The organism is Pseudomonas sp. yb_2 (genome assembly GCF_043103905.1).
GTDB lineage: Bacteria > Pseudomonadota > Gammaproteobacteria > Pseudomonadales > Pseudomonadaceae > Aquipseudomonas > Aquipseudomonas alloputida.
On sequence record NZ_JBICKH010000020.1, the window covers coordinates 15,963 to 40,384 of the forward strand.

21 protein-coding genes are annotated in these 24,422 nt (G+C 63.9%); 14 read left to right on the plus strand and 7 right to left on the minus strand.

The window, feature by feature from the left end; all coding sequences use genetic code 11:
• Positions 1-16 precede the first annotated feature (16 nt).
• From ACF8FB_RS04300 to ACF8FB_RS04340, 9 genes are all read left to right on the plus strand, one after another.
• Positions 17-1,453: a TolC family outer membrane protein gene (locus ACF8FB_RS04300; RefSeq protein WP_010952041.1), complete on the plus strand. Its 1,437-nt coding sequence runs from the start codon at positions 17-19 to the stop codon at positions 1,451-1,453.
• Positions 1,450-3,618, plus strand: a complete 2,169-nt coding sequence (locus ACF8FB_RS04305) for a type I secretion system permease/ATPase (RefSeq protein ID WP_392511060.1) — start codon at positions 1,450-1,452, stop codon at positions 3,616-3,618. Before ACF8FB_RS04300 ends, ACF8FB_RS04305 begins: the two co-directional genes overlap by 4 nt.
• On the plus strand, positions 3,615-4,799 hold the full coding sequence (locus ACF8FB_RS04310) for an HlyD family type I secretion periplasmic adaptor subunit (RefSeq protein ID WP_010952039.1): 1,185 nt from the start codon (positions 3,615-3,617) through the stop codon (positions 4,797-4,799). Before ACF8FB_RS04305 ends, ACF8FB_RS04310 begins: the two co-directional genes overlap by 4 nt.
• Before the next feature lie 92 nt (positions 4,800-4,891).
• Positions 4,892-5,791, plus strand: a complete 900-nt coding sequence (locus tag ACF8FB_RS04315) for a chemotaxis protein (protein ID WP_010952038.1) — start codon at positions 4,892-4,894, stop codon at positions 5,789-5,791.
• Between the two features lie 88 nt (positions 5,792-5,879).
• The gene (locus ACF8FB_RS04320; protein ID WP_021781735.1) at positions 5,880-6,191 is read left to right on the plus strand and encodes a hypothetical protein; all 312 of its coding nucleotides are present in this window, start codon (positions 5,880-5,882) and stop codon (positions 6,189-6,191) included.
• Positions 6,188-6,922: a YkgJ family cysteine cluster protein gene (locus tag ACF8FB_RS04325; protein ID WP_014589717.1), complete on the plus strand. Its 735-nt coding sequence runs from the start codon at positions 6,188-6,190 to the stop codon at positions 6,920-6,922. Before ACF8FB_RS04320 ends, ACF8FB_RS04325 begins: the two co-directional genes overlap by 4 nt.
• 190 nt (positions 6,923-7,112) lie before the next feature.
• Positions 7,113-7,337, plus strand: a complete 225-nt coding sequence (locus ACF8FB_RS04330) for a hypothetical protein (protein ID WP_049586405.1) — start codon at positions 7,113-7,115, stop codon at positions 7,335-7,337.
• Positions 7,338-7,543: 206 nt separating this feature from the next.
• Positions 7,544-8,878, plus strand: a complete 1,335-nt coding sequence (locus tag ACF8FB_RS04335; protein WP_010952035.1) for an OprD family porin — start codon at positions 7,544-7,546, stop codon at positions 8,876-8,878.
• A 197-nt stretch (positions 8,879-9,075) separates the two neighbouring features.
• Entirely contained in the window at positions 9,076-10,566 is a 1,491-nt protein-coding gene (locus ACF8FB_RS04340) for a sensor domain-containing diguanylate cyclase (RefSeq protein ID WP_350298287.1), read from the plus strand.
• On the opposite strand, the gene ACF8FB_RS04345 is transcribed toward ACF8FB_RS04340, so the two are convergent.
• Positions 10,563-11,039, minus strand: a complete 477-nt coding sequence (locus ACF8FB_RS04345) for a PA2169 family four-helix-bundle protein (RefSeq protein ID WP_014589713.1) — start codon at positions 11,037-11,039, stop codon at positions 10,563-10,565. The genes ACF8FB_RS04340 and ACF8FB_RS04345 overlap by 4 nt on opposite strands.
• Positions 11,040-11,240: 201 nt before the next feature.
• On the opposite strand from ACF8FB_RS04345, the gene ACF8FB_RS04350 reads away from it, so the two are divergent.
• On the plus strand, positions 11,241-11,462 hold the full coding sequence (locus ACF8FB_RS04350; protein ID WP_049586403.1) for a DUF3820 family protein: 222 nt from the start codon (positions 11,241-11,243) through the stop codon (positions 11,460-11,462).
• A 147-nt stretch (positions 11,463-11,609) separates the two neighbouring features.
• Here ACF8FB_RS04350 and ACF8FB_RS04355 read toward each other — a convergent pair whose 3' ends face one another.
• From ACF8FB_RS04355 to ptsP, 3 genes are read right to left on the minus strand one after another with little or no spacing between them, the layout of a single operon-like run.
• Positions 11,610-13,352, minus strand: coding sequence for a PTS fructose-like transporter subunit IIB (locus tag ACF8FB_RS04355; RefSeq protein WP_350298288.1), 1,743 nt, complete (start codon positions 13,350-13,352; stop codon positions 11,610-11,612).
• On the minus strand, positions 13,349-14,296 hold the full coding sequence (gene pfkB / locus ACF8FB_RS04360) for a 1-phosphofructokinase (RefSeq protein WP_198748003.1): 948 nt from the start codon (positions 14,294-14,296) through the stop codon (positions 13,349-13,351). Before pfkB ends, ACF8FB_RS04355 begins: the two co-directional genes overlap by 4 nt.
• The gene (gene ptsP / locus ACF8FB_RS04365; protein WP_010952029.1) at positions 14,297-17,149 is read right to left on the minus strand and encodes a phosphoenolpyruvate--protein phosphotransferase; all 2,853 of its coding nucleotides are present in this window, start codon (positions 17,147-17,149) and stop codon (positions 14,297-14,299) included.
• Positions 17,150-17,433: 284 nt separating this feature from the next.
• Between ptsP and cra the strand changes: the two genes are divergently transcribed.
• Together cra and ACF8FB_RS04375 are read left to right on the plus strand one after the other, a co-directional pair.
• Entirely contained in the window at positions 17,434-18,429 is a 996-nt protein-coding gene (gene cra / locus ACF8FB_RS04370; protein WP_003247312.1) for a catabolite repressor/activator, read from the plus strand.
• A 2-nt stretch (positions 18,430-18,431) separates the two neighbouring features.
• Complete coding sequence (locus ACF8FB_RS04375) at positions 18,432-19,208, plus strand: TatD family hydrolase (protein WP_010952027.1); 777 nt, start codon at positions 18,432-18,434, stop codon at positions 19,206-19,208.
• Between the two features lie 44 nt (positions 19,209-19,252).
• Here ACF8FB_RS04375 and ampE read toward each other — a convergent pair whose 3' ends face one another.
• From ampE to ACF8FB_RS04390, 3 genes are all read right to left on the minus strand, one after another.
• Positions 19,253-20,083 (minus strand): regulatory signaling modulator protein AmpE, encoded by an 831-nt coding sequence (gene ampE, locus ACF8FB_RS04380; RefSeq protein ID WP_010952026.1) that lies wholly within the window; start codon positions 20,081-20,083, stop codon positions 19,253-19,255.
• Complete coding sequence (gene ampD / locus ACF8FB_RS04385; protein ID WP_010952025.1) at positions 20,080-20,652, minus strand: 1,6-anhydro-N-acetylmuramyl-L-alanine amidase AmpD; 573 nt, start codon at positions 20,650-20,652, stop codon at positions 20,080-20,082. Before ampD ends, ampE begins: the two co-directional genes overlap by 4 nt.
• An 88-nt stretch (positions 20,653-20,740) precedes the next feature.
• Entirely contained in the window at positions 20,741-22,900 is a 2,160-nt protein-coding gene (locus ACF8FB_RS04390) for a DUF1631 domain-containing protein (RefSeq protein ID WP_392511061.1), read from the minus strand.
• A 243-nt stretch (positions 22,901-23,143) separates the two neighbouring features.
• Here ACF8FB_RS04390 and nadC point away from each other — a divergent pair, with 243 nt between their 5' ends.
• Together nadC and ACF8FB_RS04400 are read left to right on the plus strand one after the other, a co-directional pair.
• Positions 23,144-23,992: a carboxylating nicotinate-nucleotide diphosphorylase gene (nadC, locus tag ACF8FB_RS04395; RefSeq protein ID WP_012051209.1), complete on the plus strand. Its 849-nt coding sequence runs from the start codon at positions 23,144-23,146 to the stop codon at positions 23,990-23,992.
• Positions 23,993-24,113: 121 nt separating this feature from the next.
• Positions 24,114-24,422, plus strand: a 309-nt coding sequence (locus ACF8FB_RS04400) for a transposase domain-containing protein (RefSeq protein ID WP_392511062.1), incomplete at its 3' end; no start/stop codon positions are given.

Genomic DNA, 24,422 nt, shown 5'->3' on the forward strand with positions numbered 1-24,422 from the left:
GCAGTAAGGGAACTATGTGAAGCGAAGCAGTCCGCTGTCACCGCTGTTGCTGGGAGCCTTCGGGCTCCTGGCCCTGAACTTCCACCCGGTTGCCCAGGCAGCCGATGATATAGACCCCCACCTGCGCCAGATCGGGCCGTCGCTGCTACGCGATGCGCCCGAAGCGGTGCCCGCCCGGCCCCCCATCGGCATGGCCCCGGTCGCCAGTGGCGAACGGCTGAGCCTTACCGACGCGGTGCTGCAGGCAGCGCAATGGCACCCGAGCATCGCAGAGGCCATCGGCAACCTTTACAAGCAGGGCGAAGGCATCAACGTCGCCCGTGCGGGGTATTACCCACAGATTTCCGGCGGTATCCGCACCGGTTATGACACCGGCTATGGCGGCGACCGCAATAGCCAGGCCCTGAACCTGTCGCTCAAGCAAATGCTCTATGACTTCGGCAAGGTCGACAGCGCCGTCAACGCGGCCCAGGCTGCCGCCGCCCGGGCCCAGGCCAATATCCTGCTGGTGGTCGACGACCTGGCCCGCGACACAGCCTATGCCTGGATCGAGACCCGCCGCTACGAGCAACTGATGACGATTGCCCGCGACCAGATTCGCGGCGTGGGCGACATTGCCGGCATGGCCCGCCAGCGCAGCGACATGGGCGCCAGCACCCGTTCCGACGTGGTACAGGCCGAGTCCCGCGTGGAAAGCGCCCGTGCCACCCTGGAGGAGTACCAGTCGCAGTACGAGCGCTGGCGCTCGACCCTGGCGGCGCTGATGGGTCGCGTTACCCCTCCGGCACTGGCCGAGGGCTCACCCGCCGAGCTGGACCAGGCCTGCAAGCGCCCTGCACAGGGTGATGACCGCCTGCCCGCCGTGCTGATGGCCCTGGCCCAGCGCGCACAGGGCCAGGCCGAGCTGGCCCAGGCCAAGGCGGAGGCCTACCCTACCCTGTCGTTGCAACCGCAGGTCAATCATTACCTGGACGACGACTACAACCGCGATAACGCACGGCTGGACCGCACCCAGGCGGGCATCTACCTGAACGTCGAAGTACCCATCTACCAAGGGGGCTCCATCAGCGCCCGCACCCGCGCTGCCGGCCACGCGCTGACCGCCGCCGATTCCGCCGAAGACGCCGCACGCCTGCAGGCGCGTCGGGGCCTGGCCGAGGCCAAGGCGCAAACCTCCGGGCTGGGCCGCAGGCTGACCTCGCTGGAGGCCCGCCAGGTCAGCATTCAGGAGGCACGCATGCTCTACGGGCGTCAGTACCTGGACCTGGGGACACGGCCACTGCTCGACCTGCTCAACGCCGAGCAGGAGATCTACCAGTCACGCTTCGAACTTGCCGGCACCCGCTCCGATCTGCTGCGCCTGGATGTCGACTGCCTGTACAACACCGGCGCCCTGCGCACGGCCTTTGGCCTTGAGGGGCGCAACCTGCAAGGTGTGGAGATCCAGCCATGAGTGATTCGATCGATGTGACCCTGCCCAACCAGGCGCCTGCGCCGGAGCAGGCCGCCGCCCACCGGCCAGACCTGGGCCCCTGGCTTGAGGTGATGTTGCAGGTGGCACACCACTACCGCCTGGACGTATCACCCCAGCGTATTCGCCTGGCCGCTGTGGAGGATGCCCGCCCGTTGAATGAAATCCTCCGCCACATGGCACGTCAGGCGGGGCTGGCATTGCGCTTCGTGCACTTCGATGCCAAGGGCCTGCGGCAATGGCGCACGCCGCTGGTGCTGGAGCTGGACGATGGGCAGCTGGCGGTGGTCGAGTCGGTGACCGAAGAGGACGACCTGGCAGTGGTGTTCGCCGGTGACCAGGGCCTGACTTCGCGTCTGCCCCGCGACACCCTGAAAGGCCGTATCAACCGCGTGGCCCTGCTGCGCCCGGCCCGGCCACTGCGCGATGTGCGCACCGACGACTACACCGCGCCTTACGACCGCCACTGGTTCGCCCGCATCGTACTGCGTGACCTGCGCCCTTATGGGCAGGTGATGATCGCTTCACTGGTGGCCAACGTGCTGGCGCTGGCCGGCGTGCTGTTCTCGATGCAGGTGTACGACCGAGTGATACCGGCCGAATCCCTGCCCACTCTCTACGTCCTGTTTGGCGGTGTGGTGTTGGCACTGGTGTTCGACTTCAGCATGCGCCTGCTGCGGCTAAAGGTGACCGATCTGCTCGGCAAGCGCGCCGACCTGCGGGTGAGCGACCTGGTCTACGGCCACGCCCTGCGCCTGCGCAACTCGGTGCGGCCGAAGTCCACCGGCTCATTCATCTCGCAGTTGCGCGAGCTGGAGTCGATCCGCGACCTGATCACGTCCAGCACCGCCACGGTACTGGCCGACCTGCCGTTCTTCCTGCTGTTCCTTTTCGTGTTCTGGCTGATCGGCGGCGTACTGGTGTTCATCCCGCTGGTCGCGCTGCTGGCCATGGTGTTACCCGGGTTGCTTGCACAACGGCGCCTGGCACGGTTGGCCAATGCCTCGATGCGTGAGTCCGCGCTGCGCAACGCCATGCTGGTGGAAAGTATCCAAGGCCTGGACGAGATCAAGGCACTGCAGGCGGAGGCACGCTTCGAACGGCAGTGGAACCAGTACAACGCGGCCTGCGCGCACACCAACCTGCGCCTGCGCACCCTCACCAACGGCCTGGTGACCTGGACGCAGAACGTGCAGGGTGCCGTGTTTGCCGTGGTCATCGTGATCGGCGCACCCATGGTCATTGCCGGCGACCTCACCACAGGTAGCCTGGTGGCGGCATCCATGCTTTCGTCGCGGATGATGGCGCCGCTGGCCCAGCTGACCCATGTGCTGACCCGCTGGCAGCAGGCCAAGGTCGCGCTGCAAGGCCTGGACAAGCTGATGCAGTCGCCAGTCGACCACCCCGAGGGCGAAGCCCGCGTGCACCTGCCAGCCATTCACGGCGAGTACCGCCTGCGCCAGGCCAACTTCCGCTACAGCGAAGACTACCCGCCAGTGCTGAACATTGGCCGGCTGGACATCCAGCCGGGCGAGCGCATTGCCGTGCTGGGCCGCAACGGCGCCGGCAAATCAACCTTGCTGCAGGCGCTGGGTGGGGCCATGGACCTGGTGCAGGGCGAGATCAGCCTGGACGGCATCGCCATGGCCCACCTCGACCCTGCTGACCTGCGTCGTGACGTCGGCCTGCTGCCGCAGTACGCGAGGCTGTTCCACGGCACCCTGCGGGAAAACCTCACCCTCGGCGCCGGCCAGGCCAGCGACCAGGAACTGGTGGCCGCGCTGGCCGCCACTGGCGCACTGGACTTCGTCCGCCGCCTGCCCAAGGGCATGGACCACTTGATCCTCGAAGGGGGACTGGGCTTGTCTGGCGGCCAGCGCCAAGCCCTGGTGCTGTCGCGCCTGCTGGTACGCCAGCCGCAGGTGCTGCTGCTGGACGAGCCGACAGCGTCGCTGGACGACCTGACCGAGCGCAAGCTGCTGGATAACCTGGAGCGCTTCTGTCAGGGCCGTACACTGGTGATCGCAACCCACCGACTGAGTGTTCTGCAGCGGGTCGACCGCATCCTGGTGCTGGACGCCGGGCGCATCGTCATCGATGACGCGCGCGATGCCGCCCTGGCCAAACTGCAAGGAGCCCAGGCATGAGCAACCATGAACTCCCGGCCTCCTATCTGGACGGGCAGGACGACCAGGCGGTATTCCGCGCCGGCCGCATCATCACCCTCTGCGCGCTGATGCTGGCGGCGTTCCTGGCCTGGGCCGCCTGGTTCGAGGTGACCGAGGTATCCACCGGCACAGGCAAGGTCATTCCAAGTTCGCGAGAGCAGGTCATCCAGTCGTTCGAGGGCGGTATCGTCGCGCAGATGAGCGTGGCCGAAGGTGACCTGGTCGAGCGCGGCCAGGTGCTGGCCCAGCTCGACCCGACCAAGACGGCTTCCAGCGTGGGTGAAAGCGAGGCCAAGTACCGCGCTGCCAGGGCCAGCCAGGCCCGCCTGCAGGCAGAGGTGACCGGCAAGCCACTGACCTTCCCGGAGAGCCTGCGCGACTCTCCTGACCTGATCGATGCCGAAACCGCGTTGTACCAGACCCGCCGCCGCGGCCTGGAACAGACCCTGGCGGGTATTCAGGACTCGTTGCAGCTGGTGCGCAGCGAGCTGAAGATCACCGAGAACCTGGCAAAGATGGGTGCCTCCAGCCGGGTTGAAGTGATCCGCCTGAACCGCCAGCGTTCCGAGTTGGAACTCAAGGCCAACGAGGCACGCTCGGACTATCTGGTGCGCGCCCGGGAAGAACTGGCCAAGGCCAGCGCCGAAGCGGACGCCCTGTCGGAAGTGATCCGCGGACGCAGCGACTCGCTCACCCGCCTGACCCTGCGCTCGCCGGTGCGCGGCATCGTGAAGGACATCGAGGTCAACACCCTGGGTGGCGTGGTGCAGCCCGGTGGCCAGGTGATGAAGATCGTGCCGATGGACGAACGCCTGCTGATCGAAACCCGCATCGCGCCACGGGACATCGCCTTCATTCACCCCGACCAGGCGGCCAAGGTCAAGATCAGTGCCTATGACTACTCGGTATACGGCGGGCTGGATGGCAAGGTGGTAGGCATCTCGCCGGATACCCTGCAGGACGAGGTCAAACCGGAAATCTACTACTACCGCGTGTTCATCCGCACCGAACAGGACAGCTTGCAAAACAAGGCCGGCAAGCGTTTTGCGATCGTGCCAGGGATGATTGCCACGGTGGATATCCGAACGGGCGAGAAAACCATCCTCGATTACCTGATCAAGCCGCTGAACCGGGCCAAGGAGGCCCTGCGTGAACGCTGATCCAGGCATTCCTGGGTTCTGTGCAAAATGCCTAAAGCCCAACCCAAACAGGCCGATAACCGGTTATCCCCTGCTCCTCACCGAAGGTCACCATGGCCACGCAAAATGCCCGCGCGGATTCGCTATCCCTGCTGCTGTTCACCCTGCGCAGCGGCAAGCTGATGGCAATCAACCTGCTCAAGGTCAGCGAGATCATCCCCTGCCCGCCGCTGACCAAGCTGCCTGAGTCGCACCCCCACGTAAAAGGTGTGGCAACCCTGCGCGGCCACTCGCTGTCGGTCATCGACCTGTCCCGCGCCATTGGCGAACAGCCACTGGTCGACCCGCAGGGTGGCTGCCTGATCGTTACCGAGATCAGCCGCTCGCGCCAAGGCCTGCATGTACAGGCGGTCAGCCGCATCGTGCATTGCCTGAGCACCGACATCAAACCGCCGCCCTACGCCTCGGGCACCCGCTCGTTCATCACCGGTGTGACGCGCGTCGACAACACCCTGGTGCAGGTGCTGGACATCGAAAAAGTCATACACGCCATCGCCCCGCCCGTCGCCGAGCCAGTGCACAGCAGCTTGAACGAAGAAGATGCCAGCCTGCTGGCCGCCGCCAATATCCTGGTGGTGGACGACAGCCAGGTGGCCTTGCAGCAGTCGGTGCACACCCTGCGCAACCTCGGTATCGAATGCCACACCGCGCGCAGCGCCAAAGACGCCATCAACGTGCTGCTGGAGCTGCAAGGCACCGCGCAGGAGATCAACATCATCGTCTCCGACATCGAAATGAGCGAAATGGACGGCTACGCCTTCACCCGCACGCTGCGTGAAACCCCTGACTTCCAGCACCTGTACGTGCTGCTGCACACCTCACTGGACAGTGCCATGAGCAGTGAAAAGGCGACCCAGGCCGGGGCCAATGCCATCCTTACCAAGTTCTCCTCGCCAGAGCTGACCGATTGTCTGGTGGTGGCTGCGCGCACCGTGGTGTTCGCCGAGCACTGATATATTCAGCGACAAACTCCCCGGCTTGCCGCCGGGGGTGACTCGGGCATAATTCGCGCCCCTCGCAAGAAAATTGCCGGAATCGCGTATGAAGCTTCTCAGCTCTATCTTGATCAGCTGTGCCCTCTTCAGCGGTATTGCCCAGGCCTCCAGTAGTCAGGCCTGGAACGAGCAGCGCCAGCAGATGCTCAAGGCCTGCCTGACCGCAAGCCAGTTCAAGAACGCCCACGCTCGCGGCAAGCCCGCCGAGTTCGATGACCAGGCAGGCATGAGTGCCCTGCTGATCGAAGGCGTCTACCCACAAAAGCACATGCAGCAGCGCACCGGCACCGAGCTGTGTCTGTACGATCGCCAGCACCAGCGTGCCTTTGTCAGCGAGTGGAGCCCGGAAGCCAAGTGACCGACCGCTTACGTTTCGGCTGTACCGGCTGCGGCAAATGCTGTACCGGCCACCATGTGCCACTGACGCTGGCCGAAGCGCGTCGCTGGGCGGACGATGCCGGCCAGGTGGTGGTACTGATCGAGGCCTTCGTCGTGGACGGCCCCGGCATGCCGCTGGATCAGCGTGACCATGTGCTGCGACGCTCCCACCCGGTGCATTGCGGCGAGGGCGAGGCACGCGTCTCGGTGACCTTTGCTGCATTCAACCCCGGACGTTGCCGTAACCTCGACGCCAACGACCTCTGCACCATCTATGAGCAGCGCCCACTGGTCTGTCGCATCTATCCGGTAGAAATCAACCCGCATATTCCCCTGCGGCCAGACAGCAAGGACTGCCCGCCGGAGGCCTGGCAACAGGGGCCGGAGCTGATTCACGGCACGCAACTGGTCGATGTGGAACTGCAGGCGCTGGTACAGGCTTCGCGCCAGGCCGACCGCGATGACATTGCCGCCAAGGTGGCGGTGTGCCAGGCATTGGGCATGACGACCAGTGCGCTCAAGGGTAACGGTTTTACCGCCTACTTGCCGGATATGGGGGCGTTTGCTGCGGCGCTGGCGCAGGTACAGGGGAATGAAGGGGCGCAGTGGACCTTGCATGTGCAGGATGAAGCGCTGACGGCAAGCTTGCAGGCACTGGGTTTGCGCACAACCCATGAAACCCCGGTTTATTACGCCTTTATCGGTTTCTAGCCTGCCAAGGCGGCGCCCTGTGCAGGCGCCCTAGCACGGGGCTTTCGCCGAAAGCCCCGTTGTTCCACCCAATGATCGTTACCTTTTGCGCAACAGTGCTTATCGCACTTCGCTCTGTTTCGAGTGCACTGAAAGGACTAACTTTACCCCTGTCCTCATTAGCACTTGCACCGCAAGAAGGTAGTTTCAAATGTCCAACAGTATGGGTATTGCCAGCGTCTTCGTCCTGTCTTCCCTGTTGTTGTCGCCCCTGGCCATGGCCGAAGAATCCCCGGCATTCGTTGCCCGAAATGCAGAGATCGCGGCTGTCCATCAAGAAGCCCGTGACGCTGTAGCCGCAAACAAGGCCGATACCGTAAAAGATGCGAAACAGACAGCTTCCAAAGTCAGCGTCGATACCAGTGCCGACAGCTGATCACGCGCTGTCGCTACTCCCGTTTTCCCTTGGCTACGCCATGGGCACCCCCGGTGCCGATATGTTAGCCTTTTAAAGCCGCTGCCGATCAGCGGCTTTTTTTATGTGCTTTAACGCTCAGCCCGGCTGTAACGTGTCCCTATAAAAAAAGACGCACATTCAAATATAAAAACTGCCCCACCGTCAGATCCAAGGAGCTAGTACCGGTGCCTTCCGCGTTTCGTTTTACCCCGCTTTTCATTGCGTTGACTGCAACGATCCCTTTCGCCGCCCAGGCAGATGAAGACAAGGCTGATGGCTTCATCGAAGGTTCGTCCTTCAACCTGCATTTTCGTAATGCCTACTTCAACCGCGACAACCACAACGCCGGCGTGCGCGACACCCGCGAGTGGGGCCAGGGCGCGGTAGCGCGTTTCGAGTCGGGCTACACCCCGGGTGTGGTCGGCTTCGGCCTGGATGCTCATGCCATGCTGGGCCTGAAGCTCGACGGCGGTGGCGGCCATGCCGGCACCAGCATCCTGCCCGAACACATCAAGGACGACGGCGAGCTGGGCGCTGCCCCGCATTCGTTCTCCACTGCCGGTGCTGCGGTCAAGCTGAAAGCCTTCGACACCGAGCTGAAAGCCGGTGACCTGTTCCTCACCAACCCAGTGATCGCCGGCGGCGAAACGCGCATGTTGCCGCAAACCTTCCGCGGTGTAAGCCTGACCAACACCAGCATCGACGGCCTGTTGCTCGAAGGCGGCCAGGTCAGCTTCACCCACCCGTACAACCAAAGCGGCCATCGCCGCATCGACACCTACTACGGGTCACTGGACGAGCACGACAAGAGCAAGCACCTGAACTGGGCCGGCGCGTCGTGGAGCGGTACCGAGCACATCACCGCCAACCTGTACGCCGCCGAGCTGAAGGACATCTGGAACCAGTACTACGCGGACTTCGACTACACCTATGTGGTCAATGACCTGGTCAGCCTGAACCCGGGCGTGCACTTCTATCACACCCAGGACACCGGCCAGGCCCTGCTAGGCAAGATCGACAACAACACCTACAGCGTGCACTTTACCGTCAATGCAGGCTTCCACAGCGTCACCGCTGCCTACCAGCGAGTGAACGGCAACACGCCATTCGACTACATCAACCTGGGCGACAGCGTGTACCTGGACAACTCGCGCATGTACTCGGACTTCAACGCGCCGAACGAGCGTTCGTGGAAACTGCAGTACGGCTATGACTTCGCCGGTGTCGGCGTGCCTGGTTTGTCCACCTCGCTGTCCTACTCGCGCGGCGAGGCTGACCTGACCAAGGCCACTCAGGACACCACTCACTACGACTACTACCGTGAAGATGGCAAGAACGCCATGCACTGGGAGCGCGACCTGGACGTGAAATACGTATTCCAGGAAGGTGACCTCAAGGACCTGTCGGTGCTGGTACGCTATGCCACCCACCGCGGCAGCCAGGGTTATGCGTCGATCGACAGCAACAGCGACAACGATGAACTGCGGGTAATCGTCGATTACCCACTGAACGTGTTCTGATCTTTTGCTGCCAGTGTAGGAGCGGTTACCCGCGAGAAGGCTTCGCCGGTGTTCGCGGGTAAACCCGCTCCTACAGGGGTCCACGGCAAATCGAAAAGTACGGTACACCGTGCTTCCGTCGGACAAATCTTGTCCGACAATGCCCGCTTCCCTAGAATATCGCCGCCGCGAATGGCCCTGCCCACGCAGTAGCGAGCATGCCCACCCAATCCCCGCGTTTCGCAGTCTACAGGTCGCACCCCGAGCTGATCCTCAACCTGGGCAGTTGCCTTGCCGTGCTCGCCATCGTGGCCATCGTCAGCTACCTGCTTGCCCGCGAGCGCGAAAGTGTCGAGCAGTCGGCGGTGCGCTCGTCGAACAACATTGTGCAGCTGATCGAAAGCGACATCCTGCGCAACGTCGAACTCTACGACCAATCCCTGCAAGGCTTGATCTGGGCCGTCGGCCGCAAGGAACTGCCGGAAGTCCCCGGCCCGATACGCCAGCGCCTGCTGTTCAATGAAGCCTTCGTCGACCGCAAGCGCGGTGACGTGCTGTGGCTGGACAAGCAAGGCAATATCGTTGGCGACTCCACCAGCAGCGTGCCGCGCAAGGCCAACTTCGGCGACACCGGGGTGTTCAAGGCCCACCAGCACAATGCCAACCTCGGCTTGCTGGTGGGCCCGCCTTTCAAGGCCAAGCTTGGCGACCTGGACTGGTGTATCAGTTTCAGCCGGCGTATCTCCGGCCCCAATGGCGAGTTCGCCGGGTTGGCAGCGGGTGCGCTGCGCCTGTCGTACTTCAATGAGTTGTTCCAGCGCCTGGACATTGGCCACGACAGCAGCATCAACCTGTTCAATACCGATGGGCAGTTGCTCGTCCGCCAGCCCTACCGCGGGCAGGACCCACTGATTGGCACCTACTACACCGAACGGCCCAATTTCAAACGCATCCTCAGTGAACAGAGCGGTAGCTTCACCGCCCGCTCCCACGGCAGCGGCAAGCTGCGCATGTTCACCTTCGCCCGGGTCGCGCAGTTGCCCCTGATCGTGCTGGTGGCGCACTCGGCCGACGAGGTGTTCGAGTCCTGGCGCCGCACCGCCATTCTGGTCAGCGTCGCCACCGGCGGTCTGTGCGTGGGCATTCTCTGGCTGACTTTGCTGCTGGGCCGCGAACTGCGCCGCCGCCACGACGCCGAAGAAAACCTGGCCATGCTCGCTTCCACCGATAGCCTGACTGGCCTGGCTAACCGCCGCAGGCTGGACCATGTGCTGCGCCAGGAATGGGCCCGCGCCCAACGTAGCCGTAAGCCGCTTGCGATACTGATGGTGGACGTGGACCACTTCAAGGCATTCAACCAGCGCCATGGCCATGCCGGTGGCGACCATGCCTTGCGCGAGGTGGCCAAGGCCATCGAGGCATGCATTCGTCGCCCTGCGGATTTGGCTGCGCGCTATGGTGGGGAGGAGTTTCAGGTAGTGTTGCCAGAAACCGATCTGGCCGGGGCCCAGCTACTGGCTGAACGCATCCGCGCCAACGTCGAGGCGCTGGCGCCGTTTGCGGATGATGCCCACGCCGTGACCGTGAGCATCGGTATCGGTCTGTCCGGCACCCAGCAGGACCTTGGCAGGCTGCTGGGTGCTGCGGACGAAGCGCTCTACCGCGCCAAGGCCAATGGCCGCAATCGGGTAGAGGGCCCGCTCGATTAGGAGCGGGCGCGAGCGGCGTTGCGCAGGGCCTTCACCTGGTCATGGTTGCGCTGCACGCCTTGCAGCTGCTTTTCCACCAGGCTGTAGGTCATGTCGCTGGCAGTGCGGCCCAATTTCACCAGTTTCTCGCGGGCTTCCTTGTAGGCCTTGAGGGCGTGGTCCTCGCCACGCTCTACCTCGTTCAGCACTGCCTCCTCGTCCTTGCCGGTGACCATCGACTTGAGGTTGACCCAGCCGCGGTGCAGGTCGCCACTGATGCTGGTAGAAGTTTCCGGATCGCCGCCCAGGCGGCGCACTTCGCTCTGCAGCTCACTGGCAGCGTTGGCGCACTCGCCCGCACGCTGGACGAAGAACGCTTTCAGTTCGGGGTTCTTCACATCATCGGCCGAGGCCTTGAAACCTTTCTCGCCATCCTTGCTGTACTCGATCAGGTCGTTGAGTACATCGATCACGTCTTTGTTGGGGTTGCTCATGGTCGAACTCCTTGGCAGGTGATAGTCCACTAGGGAATTGCAGTGTTCGTGCCACGCTTTCAAAAAATATAAATTTCTTACTATTCAATAACTTAAAAAAATAATTGCATCAGCTCTCAACGGCGTTCTGCATGATTGCCGCTTGGGGCTTCGTGCAGATTGCAGTATGGTCGGCACCTTTCCACAGCCAGGTGCGCGAAGATGAAGCCGGAAACCCTCGAACTACTGGTGACCCGCAGCATGCCGTTCGGCAAGTACCAGGGCAGGATCATTGCCGACCTGCCCGGGGACTACCTGGCGTGGTTTGCGCGCAAGGGCTTCCCGGCAGGGGAACTGGGCGGGTTGCTGGCGTTGATGCATGAGATCGATCACAACGGGCTGGGTGATCTACTGGTGCCGTTGCGGCAGAAGCATCGCAGTTGAAAGGCCAACGCGGGCTCTGTGGGAGCGGCCTTGTGTCGCGAAAGGGCTGCGAAGCAGCCCCAGATTTTCAGCTTCGCAACTTAGATTGCCGGGGCCGCTTTGCGGCCCTTTCGCGACACAAGGCCGCACCCACAGAACGAGGTCTGCTCATACACTTTTAGCAGGCGCCACGGCCAACTCCACACGCTCGCTCTTCTTGATAACCGCATACACCACCGCTGTCACCAGGCTACCCGCCACAATCGCCAGCAGATAAAGCAACGCATGGTTGATCGCGTTGGGGATCAACAACACGAACAAGCCGCCATGCGGCGCCATCAGCTTGCAGCCAAAATACATCGACAATGCCCCGGTCAACGCACCACCGGCGATACTGGCCGGGATCACCCGTAACGGGTCCTTGGCGGCAAACGGAATCGCCCCCTCGGAGATGAAGCACAGCCCCAGCGCCAGCGCCGCCTTGCCCGCCTCGCGCTCGCTCTGGGCGAACTTGCGCCGGGCCAGGAAGGTGGCAATACCCAAGCCAATCGGCGGCACCATGCCGGCGGCCATGGTCGCCGCCATTGGCGCGTAGCTCGACGAGGCCAGCAGCCCCACCGAGAACGCATAGGCGGCCTTGTTGATCGGCCCGCCAAGGTCGACGCACATCATGCCGCCCAGCAACAGCCCCAGCAGGATGGCATTGGTGGTGCCCATGCTGTCGAGAAAATGCGTCAGGCCTTCGAGCATCGCCGCTACCGGCTGGCCAACCACGTAGATCATCACCAGCCCGGTGAACAGACTGGCCAGCAATGGAATGATAAGGATCGGCTTGAGCGCCTCCAGGCTGCTGGGCAAGCGCGCCCATCGGGCAATGGCCTTGGCGCTGTAACCGGCGAGGAAACCGGCGACAATGCCACCGATGAAGCCGGCCCCCAAGGTGCTGGCCAACAGGCCGCCGATCATGCCCGGGGCCAGCCCGGGGCGGTCGGCGATAGACCAGGCGATATAGCCTGCCAGTAGCGGAACCATCAGTTTGAAGGCAGCCTCACCGCCAATCTGCATCAACGCCGCCGGCAAGGTGCCCGCCTCTTTGTAGGCCTCGATACCGAACACGAACGACAACGCAATCAGCAGGCCGCCGGCCACCACCATCGGAAGCATGAACGAGACGCCGGTCAGCAAGTGCTTGTACACGCCGGTTTTCTCGCCCTTGGTCGGCGTGGTCGCCGCTGCAGCGTCGGCACCGTTTTCCACCGTGGCCTGCGCCAGGGCTTTGTCCAGGGTAGCGCGGGCCTGCTTGAGGGCAATGCCAGTACCACAACGGTAAATACGTTTGCCGGCGAAACGTGCAGTGGGTACTTCAATGTCGGCGGCCAGCAGCACCACGTCCGCCGCTGCGATGGCTTCAGCAGACAAGGGATTGCGCGCACCGACCGAGCCCTGGGTCTCGACGGTCAACTGGTAGCCCAGTTGCTGTGCGGCTTGCTGCAAGGCTTCTGCGGCCATGAAGGTATGGGCTACGCCGGTCGGGCATGCAGTGACGGCAACGATGCGAGCGCCAGCACTGCTAGCTGCGGCAGGGGCGCCTGTCACTGCGGCCAGCAGCTCGGCGTTGGCCGCCGCTTCGTCGAGAAAGCCTTCGCGATCAGCCAGCGCCTGGGACGGTGTGCTTTGGTACAGGCGCTTGCCGACGAAGCGGGCCAGGTCCACCGGCCCGGTGCTGACCACAAGCACCCAGTCAGCCTCGGCGATCTGTGCGGCGCTCAGTTGCCGCTCGGGGTGTTCAGTATTCTGCACTTCGACGCTGGTGCTCCAGCCGCGACGCTGGGCGGCGGCGGACAGCAAGCGTGCACTCAGTACACTCGATACCTGGCCATTGGGGCAGGCGGTGACTATGGCAATGTTCATCGGCAACCCTCTTGTTGTTCTGTCAGTTGCACGGCCGCTTCCAACTGCGCAAGGTGCTCGCGGTCATGGATGCCGAAGCCAACCTGGGTAACGGCCTGGGCGGCGATGGCAGTGGCACGGGTCAACGTCTGCGCAGGCGCCTCGGCCAGCAGCAGGCCGTGGACCATGCCGGCCACCAGCGAATCCCCCGCCCCCACCGTGCTGGCAACCCGCACCTTGGGTGGGCGGGCCTGCAGGGCCAGATCGCGACTGAACCAACTGACGCCCTGCTCGCCCGCAGACACCACCACGTGTTCAACGCCACTGTCCAGCAGGCGCTTGGCGGCAGCGCGCTGTTGCGTCAGGTTATCCACAGCCAGGCCCAGCACTTCGCCCAGTTCTTCGGTATTGGGCTTGACCAACCAGGGCGCGCTTTGCAAGCCAACACGCAGGGCTTCACCACTGCTGTCCAGGACTACCTTGAGGCCTTGGGCCTTCAACCGTTCGAGCAACTGGCGGAACCAGTCGGCACTGATTCCACGCGGCAGGCTACCGGCCACCACCACGGCATCGTGACCGGGGGCAATCTGTTCCAGCCTGTGCAGCAAGGCACTGCGTGCCGCCTCGTCGACTTCCGGGCCCTGTCCGTTGATGTCGGTCACGCGGCCATCGGCCTCGACCAGCTTGATATTGCTGCGGGTTTCGCCCGGCACACGGACAAAGCAGTCGATAAAACCGCGACCGTCGATCAGCGCCTCGAAGGGCTGCAGATTGTCGCCCCCCAGGAAGCCGCCCACGGTTACGCTGTGCCCCAGGTCGGCCAGTACCTGGGCAACGTTCAGCCCCTTGCCTGCGGCGTGACTGTGCTGCGCCTGGCTACGGTTGACCTGCCCTGGGCGCAGAGTGTCCAGGCCGATGGTGATATCCAGCGCAGGGTTGAGGGTAAGAGTGAGGATCTTGGCCATTCAGTAACGCTCCACCAGCGCGCGAACTGCTGCGGCGCTGTCCTGTTGCAGGGCCTCGCGCGCCAGGGCGCGGGCTGTCTGATGATCGGCCTGGCGAACCAGTGCCTTGACTTCGGCAATGCTGCGCGCGGAGACGCTGAGTTCGTCCACGTCCAGCCCCAGCAGCACGGCCACCGCCTGAGGGTCGGCCGCCAACTCGCCACACACGCCCACCCACTTGCCGTGGGCATGGGCGGCGCGCACGGTCATGTCGATCAGGCTCAATACCGCCGGGTGCAGGCCGTCGGCCTGTGCCGAGAGGCTGGGGTGGCCACGGTCGATGGCCAAGGTGTACTGAGTCAGGTCGTTGGTGCCGATGCTGAAGAAGTCCACTTCGCGCGCCAATTGCGCTGCCAGCAGGGCCGCTGAAGGCACCTCGACCATAATGCCCAATTGCAGGTCGGCTACCGGGATTTCTGCACGCAGGCGCTCCACCATGGCCCGCGCCTCACGCCATTCGTGCACCTGGCCAACCATGGGGAACATGATACGCAACGGGCGCTGGTCGGCGGCCCGCAGCAACGCGCGCAACTGGTCTTCCATCACTTGCGGGCGCTGCAGGGTCAAACGCACACCGCGCACGCCGAGGAAGGGATTTTCCTCGGCAGCGATCGGCCAGTAAGGCAACGGTTTGTCGCCGCCAACATCCAGGGTGCGCACCACCAGCGGGCGCCCATCGAGGCCATCGAGCACGCGGCGGTACTCGGCTTCCTGGGTAGCCACATCCGGCGCTTGAGGGTGGGCCATGAAAATCAGTTCGGTGCGCAGCAGGCCGACACCTTCGGCGCCCTGCTCCACCACCTTGGCGATGCCGTTGCTATCGCCGATGTTGGCAAACACCTCGACGGCATGCCCATCACGGGTGATGGCCGGCTCGAAGCGGTTGGCCCAGGCGGCCTGCAGGCGTTGCTCGCGCAGGTCACGCTCGGCCAGCGCCCGCTGCAGCTCATCCGCTGGCGGTGCGACGCTGACCACACCACGCTGGCCATCGAGCAGCAGCGGCGTACCACTCTCCAACAGCAGTATCGATGCACCCGCGCCGACCACTGCTGGTATGCCCAACGCCCGGGCGACGATGGCACTGTGGGCCGTGGCGCCGCCCTGGGCGGTGACAATGCCGGCAACCCGGTTGGGGTCCAGGCGGGCGACATCGGATGGACCGACTTCGGTCATCACCAGCACATAGGGTTGCTCGGGTTCAACCTGCGCCTGCACACCACACAACTGCGCCAGCACGCGGCGGCCAATATCGCGCAGGTCGGCGGCGCGCTCGGCGAGCAGCGCATCGTGCAACGCCTCTTGCTGACGGGCCGCAGCTTCGATCACGGCCATCCACGCGGCCGCAGCGCTTTCGCCCTGGGCCAGGCGCTGTTCGACATCATCGGTCAGGGCCGGGTCGGCAAGCATTTCCTGGTGGGTGACGAAAATTTCGCCAATGGCCTTGTCGCTGCGCAGGACCAAAGCCTGCAGTTCGCCATTGACGGTAGCCAAGGCTTCGCGCAGTTTCTGCCGCTCCAGGGCGCACGATTCACCCCGCAAGGGATAGTCGAACTCACGCTCGACACAGACATGCGCCGGGCCGCTGGCAATGCCGGGGGCGGCGCCCACACCCTGGATACGGCTGCCGGCCGCTGGCGCTTGCAGTACTTCGGGGACGTCATCGGCAATGGGCGCGACGCTCTGCGGTAGCGGTTCCACCTCTTCACCCAAGCCTTGTTCGATAGCAGCCAGCAGCACCGGCAAGGCATCGGCAGCGATGCTCGGTTCGGCGACCAGTTCCAGTGCCTGACCACGGCGTGCGCCGAGGCTGAGCAGCTTGCTCAGGCTCTTCACCGATACGGCTGGCTGCGCGCTATCGACCAGGCGCACACGGATTTCCCCTTCAAAGCCTTTGGCCAGTTGTGCAAGCACCTTGGCCGGTCGCGCATGCAAGCCATGTGGATTGGCCAGCACGACCCGTGCGCTGGGCCAGTCCGCCGGCACTTCGCCGCCCAGCACTTCCAGCACCGCACGGCTGCTGGTGGCTTGGTAGAGCACCTGCCCACGGCCTTCGATCAGCACTTCGCACAGCCGCTCGAGCAGGGCCTCGTGAGCGGCGCCAAGGCTGGCCAGGCAGAACAGACCGTTGAGCGGCTGGTCGCGGTAACGCAGCGGCTGCTGCGGGGTGATGAAGGCCAGGCCTGGCTGACGAACCTGGCGCTCGCTGTGCAGCCACCACAGGCCCTCACCCAGCGGCAGCGGCTCGGCCTGCTGCAGCACGGCGGCAAAGCCACTGTCGACACAGTCGGCACGTTGCAGCAGGCGGGCACCGCGCCAGGCCAGTTCGTCGAAGTCTTCTGCCGGCACGTTCAGGCCGACCAGCTGCGCATCCAGCGCCAGCGCCTGGGGCGCGCCCTGCAGCAGCTTGAGCAGCGCTTCGGCAGAGCTGGCACGGCGCAAGGCTTCGGCCAGGTCGGTCTCGCCCAGCGCCCGGGTCAACAGCTGCAGCAGGCGCAGGTGTTCGTCGGAGCGGGCGGCAATACCAATGGCCAGGTAGACCATTTGCCCGTCACCCCAGTCTACCCCCTCGGGGAACTGCAGCAGGCGTACGCCGGTGGCATACACCAGGTCACGTGTTTGCGGCGTACCATGGGGAATGGCGATGCCCTGGCCAAGGAAAGTGGAGCCTTGTGCCTCCCGGGCCTGCAGCCCTTGCAGGTAACCCTCGGCGACCAGGCCGTCCGCAACCAGCCGATCCGCCAGAAGGCGTAACGCCTCGGCCTTGTCGGCGGCCTTCTGGCCCATGGCTATCTGCTCATTGGCGAGCTCGAGCATGACCTTCTCCTTTTGCAGTTCCCGTTCGGGTACTGGAGTATTGTTGTGAAATTCACATAAAGGGCCAGTTCAGCAACCTTGCGCGGGTGGCAGCCGAGGCAGAAAATTCGGCAGCTGAAACGTTTAATCTGACCAGACGGCCACGTTACTCGATAATCTGCCCAGTAAAAAGCCCCATCCTGTCGGACAATTGCGACAATGGTCGTCTGCGCGTGATGCCTGTACCGGGTCAAACTACCCGGTCCGGCCTTACAGGCAGCCCCGGTAATAACAAGGAAAATTCGGTGAAACTCAGCGATATCGCCCGTCTGGCCGGTGTGTCCGTGACCACTGCCAGCTACGTCATCAATGGCAAGGCTGAACAGCAGCGCATCAGTAACAGTACTGTCGAGCGGGTACGCGCGGTGGTCGAAGCCCACGGCTTCACCCCCAACCCGCAGGCTGCTGGGCTGCGCAGCCGGCATACCCGCACCCTGGGCTTCATTCTCCCGGATCTGGAGAACCCCAGCTACGCCCGCATTGCCAAGCAACTGGAGCAAGGCGCACGCGCCCGCGGCTACCAGCTGCTGATCGCCAGCAGCGATGACCAGCCAGACAGCGAGCGCCAACTGCAGCAACTGTTCCGTGCGCGCCGATGCGATGCGCTGTTCGTTGCCAGTTGCCTGCCGCCAGAAGATGACAGCTACCGCGAGCTGCAGGACAAAGGCCTGCCGGTGATTGCCATCGACCGCCGTCTGGACCCCGCACACTTCTGCTCGGTGATCAGCGACGACCGCGATGCCAGCCGCCAGCTGGCCGCCAGCCTGCTCAGCTCGGCCCCACGCAGCATCGCCCTGATAGGCGCACGCCCCGAGCTGTCGGTTAGCCAGGCGCGTGCCGGCGGATTCGACGAAGCCCTGCAAGGCTATACCGGCGAAGTGCGCCGCTATCAGGGCGAAGCCTTCAGCCGTGAGTGCGGCCAACGCCTGATGCAGCAACTGATCGACGACCTGGGGGGCCTGCCGGATGCTCTGGTGACCACTTCGTACGTACTGTTGCAGGGCGTGTTCGACACCCTCCAGGCGCGCCCGGTCGACTCGCGCCAACTGCAGCTGGGTACCTTTGGCGACAACCAGTTGCTCGACTTCCTGCCGCTGCCGGTCAATGCCATGGCCCAGCAGCATGGCCAGATTGCCGCCACTGCGCTTGAACTGGCACTGGCCGCCATCGAGGAAAAACGCTATGAACCCGGCGTGCACGCCGTTGGCCGCACCTTCAAGCAACGCATCTCAGCGGCCTGAACATGCGCCTGATCGACACCCACACCCACCTGGACTTCCCCGACTTCGACGCCGACCGCCCGCGCCTGCTGGCCAACGCGGCGGCGCGTGGGCTGGAGCGAATGGTGGTGCTGGGGGTGTACCAGGCGAATTTCCAGCGGGTGTGGGAACTGGCCTGCGCCGAGCCGCGCCTGTTCGCCGCGCTTGGCCTGCACCCGGTCTACCTCGACCAGCATCGCCCTGAGCACCTGGTGCAACTGCGCGAGTGGCTGGAGCGCCTGCGCGACAACCCGCGGCTATGTGCCGTAGGTGAGTTCGGCCTGGACTATTACCTCGCAGACCTTGACAAGACCCGCCAGCAGGCGCTGTTCGAAGCGCAACTGCAGATGGCTTGCGACTTCGAACTACCGGCCCTGCTGCACGTGCGCCGCAGCCATGCCCAGGTGATTGCCACACTCAAGCGCTACAAGCCAGCACGGGCGGGGGTGATTCATGCGTTTGCCGGCAGCTACGAAGAGGCCCGCGAGTACATCAAGCTGGGCTTCCTGCTGGGGTTGGGCGGTGCGGGTACCTGGCCGCAGGCGCTGCGGCTGCGCAAGACCTTGGCGCGGCTGCCACTGGAAAGTGTGGTGCTGGAGACTGACTCACCGGACATGGCACCGGCGATGTACCCGGGGGTACGCAACAGCCCGGAGCATCTGCCGGAAATTGCCACGGCGCTTGCGCACGTGATGGGGCTGGATGTCGAGGTGCTGGCACAGGCCAGCACCCGCAATGCTTGCACGTTGTTCGGCTGGTAAAGCTCGGGTGACCGGGATTCGCGTGGGATGCGATTGGCCCCGAATCAGACCAGCACGGTCCACAGCGCGAACCCGGCATACCACAGCACTGCACAGCGCAACAGCAGTTCCCACAGACTGTCCAGCCGCCCCAAACCGCGCTGGCTGTCCTCTTCTTCGGGAATGTCATCGGCAATCCGCCCCACCCGAGCCACCAGGTGCCCGGCGCTGATGTGCCAGTTGAGCACCTCGTGCAGCATCACCCGTGTCACCGCGAGGAAGTTGCCCACCAGGGCAAAGCTCAACGCCAACGCCCGCACCGGCAACCAGTCCATGATGTGCCGCAACTGCTCGGCACGCGCCTTCAAAGCCGGCTGCTTGCTGTGCTCACTACACAGCGCCAACAATCGATAAGCCAGCGCAGCGCCAGGGCCCAGTACGAAATACCAGAAGATCACCGCAAAAAAGCCCTGGTAAACCTGCCACAGCAAGTTACCCTGCACCCGCACCAGCAAGCTGTGCGGTTCATCGGCCACCAGGCCCAGGTCGCGCTCGGCCGCGTGCAGCGCCGCCTGATCGTCCCCCCGCCGCCAGGCATCACGAAACGCCCCAAGCGATGCCTTGGCATCGCCGCGGCCCAGGCTGTAGATCAGCACCAGCAGGTGCACCGGCAACGCCAGCAGACCATAGGCCACCGGCTCCAGCACATGCAGCAGCAACACCAGCAGCGCTACCGGCGCCAACACCAGGATGGCCAACGTCCACCATGGGTGCACCTTGCCGTTGCGTTCCAGACGCACCAGTTCGCCAATAAAGAACCCGTCGCGCTGCACCTGATGGCGCAGGGCCGAAAACTTCTCGACCCACAGCGCCAGCAACAACACCAGAAAACTCATGCCTTGTCCTCGTTGTGCTGCAGCGCCTGGCGGTAGCGCGACCAGTCGAAGGCCGGGCCGGGGTCGGTCTTGCGCTGCGGGGCAATGTCGCTGTGGCCCTGAATGCGGTTCAGGTCGATGGCTGGCCAGGCACTGCGGATGTGCCGGGTGAGTTGCTCCAGCACCGCATACTGGGCATCGGTATAGGGCAGGTCGTCGGTGCCTTCCAGCTCGATGCCGATGGAAAAGTCGTTACAGCCTTCGCGCCCGTCAAAGCTCGACACACCCGCATGCCAGGCACGGTCATGCAACGACACGAACTGAGTCACCGCGCCGTCACGCTCGACGAACAGGTGCGCCGACACGGTCAGGTGGTTGATGCTGGCAAAATACGGGTGTTCATCAGGGGCCAGGCGATTCTGGAAGAATTGCTGCACCTTGCCCGTGCCGAAACAGGCCGGGGGCAGACTGATGTTGTGGATCACCAGCAGGGAAATCGATTCGCCTTCGGGGCGCGCATTGAAGTTCGGCGATGGGCAGTGGGTGATTCCGATTCCGTGGAACCAGCCAGTGGCATAGTCCAATTGCATGGGCAGATCCTGAAAAACGCCGTGAACATGCCCACAGTATGCCCTGCGGCCAACGCCGTGTGCATGTGAATGATTGTAATGCGTCGGCCTATTGCGCCTGCCCTTGCCGCAAGCTTTCAAGTACCGCCTCCAGCGCCCGTTCGAACAACAGGCGATCATCCAGCACGCGCACTTCGTGCCGCTGCAGTGCCTGGGCCAGGCTGGCACTGCTCCACTCGCGCACTTTCATGCCGGTCCGGTTGGCGAACACCAGCCTGTCACTGCTGTCGATGCGCGCGACCAGCTTGCAGCGCAGTGGCTCATCCTCGTCGAGCACCTCGACCCAGGTGCCGATACGCAGGCGTTGCGCCTGGCGCAGCGCTGCAGCCTGCCCGTCGGCAGCGTGCAGGGGCACGCAGGCGGGTTCTTCGGCAATCGTCAGCACAATCTCTTGTTCTACCAGCACATCGCCCAAGGATTGGCCCTCCCCGCTCGGCAGCGCCTCTTTACCTGCGCAGGCGCGCAGGTGCAACTGTTCCAGTTGCAGGAAGAACTCGCGGGTCGCCACCGCGTCCAGAGCTACGCTTGCCAGGCCATCGCGCAGCGCCTTGAGCAGGCCTGGCACCTGCTGCAGCAAGGCTTGCGGCTCATGTGGCGGGGTGATGCTGGCCAGCAGCATGTCCATCGTCTGCACTGCGTCGCGCCAGGCCTGTGAGGCCTCGCCCTGTTTCAGCCAAGCCAACAGCAGTACCTGGCTCCAGGCCTGCACCAGCATTTGCACCACCACCTGCGGCAATACCCGGCCGCGCAGGCGCTGGTTGAGCACGTGCTGCACCTGCTGCCTGGCCTGCATTGCCCGGGCACGGCCTTCTTCGGCGTCGCGAGTGCGTTGCTCCAGCAACTCGTTACGTCGCCGTTCGTCCTGATTGAATGCCAGGAAGTCGTCGAGCAACTCGGCGAACAGGCTGGCATCGTCGGCAAAATCATTGAGCAAGCGCTGGACGATACGCTCTACCCGCATGTGCAAGCTGTCACGCTGGCACTCGCTGCCGCACTCCCAGCCAATCGCGGCGCCGGCGATTTCGTTGAGCAAACGGCGCGCCGGGTGGCTACTCCGGCTGAACAGCCCCTTGTCCAGTAGTGCCACCTTGAGCAGGGGAATATGAAGGCGCGTAATCAGCGCCCGCAGGCTGGCCGGCAGGTTGTCGTCGTTGTGGATGAACGCGAACAGCAGGCCAACCAGGTTGATCATGTCTTCGTCAGCCACGTGAAGGCGCCGACGCGTACCGCTGCGCACACTCACCCGCAACAGCAGTTGCTCAAGCTGCTGGCCGAGCTCGAAGTCATCGGCCTCGTAGGTGGCGGGCACATAGCGCTGCAAATGCGACAGTAGCCGGAGCAGGTCGGCGGTACTGATCGGCTGGGCGGCAGCCACCGCGTGCAAGCGCGGAGCGAACTGCCCGCGCACCGGCGCCAGCAGTGCCTGCAACGAGGCAAACAACGCCTGCCCTGCGGCGTCCGCCCCCTCCTCCTGGCCAAGGTTCGCCGGCCTGGGCCGCGCACGCATGCGCCGGTCTTCGGCACGCCGGCGCGGCGCCGGTTGCAGCTCGGGCAGTACGCCGGCAGCGGCCAGCAACTGGTTGGCTTCGCCATAGATCACATCGACATCGCGCAGCACATAACGCTCGAACAGCTTCAGCAGCACCAGCTTGACCCGCAGGCCAACGCCCAGATTACGCCCGGCGTCGAGGAAGTAACGACACAGCGCGGCTGGCCCCAATGGGTTGTACTGCTCGTACAGGGGGCGGTCGAGCAATGCCTGCAAGCGCAGACCCAGTTGCTGCAGGGCGACGCCATCGCGTGACAGCACCCGCGCCACCATGCCCTCGATGGCGGCGGCCCGTTCCATTTGAGCCTTGCTGCGCGGCTTGCCCGGCTGGGCCAGGTTTGCCAGCAAGTCGACCTGGCCGGCGCGGAGGAAAGCATCATGGAACGTATCCAGAAAACCACGCTCGATGCTCTTGCGCTTCAGGCGCAGGTCACGCATGGCTTCGAAGTACAGGTTCTGGTCACCGCGGTCGAAGGCCTTGTCGGCCATTTCGAAGAGCGTGTCATCGGCATTGTCGAACAAGTCCTGCAGGCCCTGACGCAACTGCAACGCGGCCTTGTCGCGCACCTGCAGCAACAAGACCGGAAGGCAAGGATGAGGCGTACGCCCCCCTCGGTCGATGGTTGCCGCCAAGGGCACCACCTTGCCTTCTTTTTGCATCCTGGACTCCTTGCAGGGTGTCTTGCCCGAAAGGGCTGAAAAATCGTCAAAGCTATGACGCCAAATACTAGTCGCCATTATCGGTAAAAAATCGCATAGCTACCAGCGCCGTTTCGCTGGCTGGCTAATGACCCTGATCTGCTCCGATTACTCACGACGCCCGACCAAAGGTCAGCGCCAAGGCGGCTGTACACACCGGCCCCCTGCCCTATAATCGCGGGCACCTAGCTTGTGGAGCCGACCATGCCGAACCTACGCCTTGCCGACCTGACCGCTGAAATTGAAGCCAACGTGCGCCGCGCGCTGTTGGAGGACATCGGCAGTGGCGATATCACCGCGCAACTGATCCCGGCCGAGCGCCTGGCCAAGGCGACCATCATCACCCGTGAAAACTGCGTGGTCGCCGGTACCGCCTGGGTCGATGCCGTATTCCGCCAGCTCGACCCGCGCGTTGCAGTGCACTGGCAGGTGGCCGACGGTGAGCAGGCCACTGCCAATCAGCCGTTGTTCCACCTGGAAGGCCCGGCCCGTTCGCTGCTCAGTGGGGAGCGCAGCGCACTGAACTTCCTGCAGCTGCTGTCGGGGGTCGCCACCCGTGCGCGCTTTCTCGCCGACCTGGTAGCCGGCACTCAGGTGCGCCTGCTGGACACCCGCAAAACCCTGCCGGGCCTGCGCCTGGCGCAAAAATACGCAGTGACCTGCGGTGGGTGCGACAACCACCGCATAGGCCTGTACGACGCCTTCCTGATCAAGGAAAACCACATCGCCGCCAGCGGCGGCGTAGCCGAGGCGGTGGCCGCAGCACACCGCATTGCGCCGGGCAAGCCGGTGGAAATCGAGGTCGAAAGCCTGGACGAACTGCGCCAGGCGCTGGCCGCTGGCGCGGACATCATCATGCTCGACGAGCTGAACCTGGAAGAAATGCGCGAAGCCGTGCGCATTACCGCGGGCAAAGCCAAACTTGAAGCCAGCGGCGGGGTCAACGAAACGACCCTGCGGGTGATTGCCGAGACGGGGGTGGACTACATCTCGATTGGTGCCATGACCAAGGATGTGAAAGCGGTGGACCTGTCGATGCGACTGAGCCTGTGAGCTGATAGCAGACAATAAAAAACCGGCGCTTGGCCTAATGCCAGTCAGTTAAGACTGACGCATTGACCTTTAGCCCATAGGCCGCAAAATCCGATGCTTGGAAACGAGCATCGGATTTTTTATGCGCCTGTCAAAAGCCCTGTCCCTCACTCATGAAATGGCATCGCGGCCACATGCCCTCGAAGGGCTTGGAGCCTTGCTTGATCCAGACATTGTGAAACAGGCCTTCGAAACGGCAGGCGTCTCGACTATACGCAAGCGCCGGTTGCCGTTGGAAAGCCTGGTCTGGTGCATCATCGGCATGGCGTTGTTCCGCCGGATGTCGGCTTGGGATGTCGTGAATCACATGGACATCATGCTGCCGGGCAAGCGACCGCTGGTGGCGCCCAGCGCTGTTGTTCAGGGACGGCAACGGCTGGGTAGCGAAGCG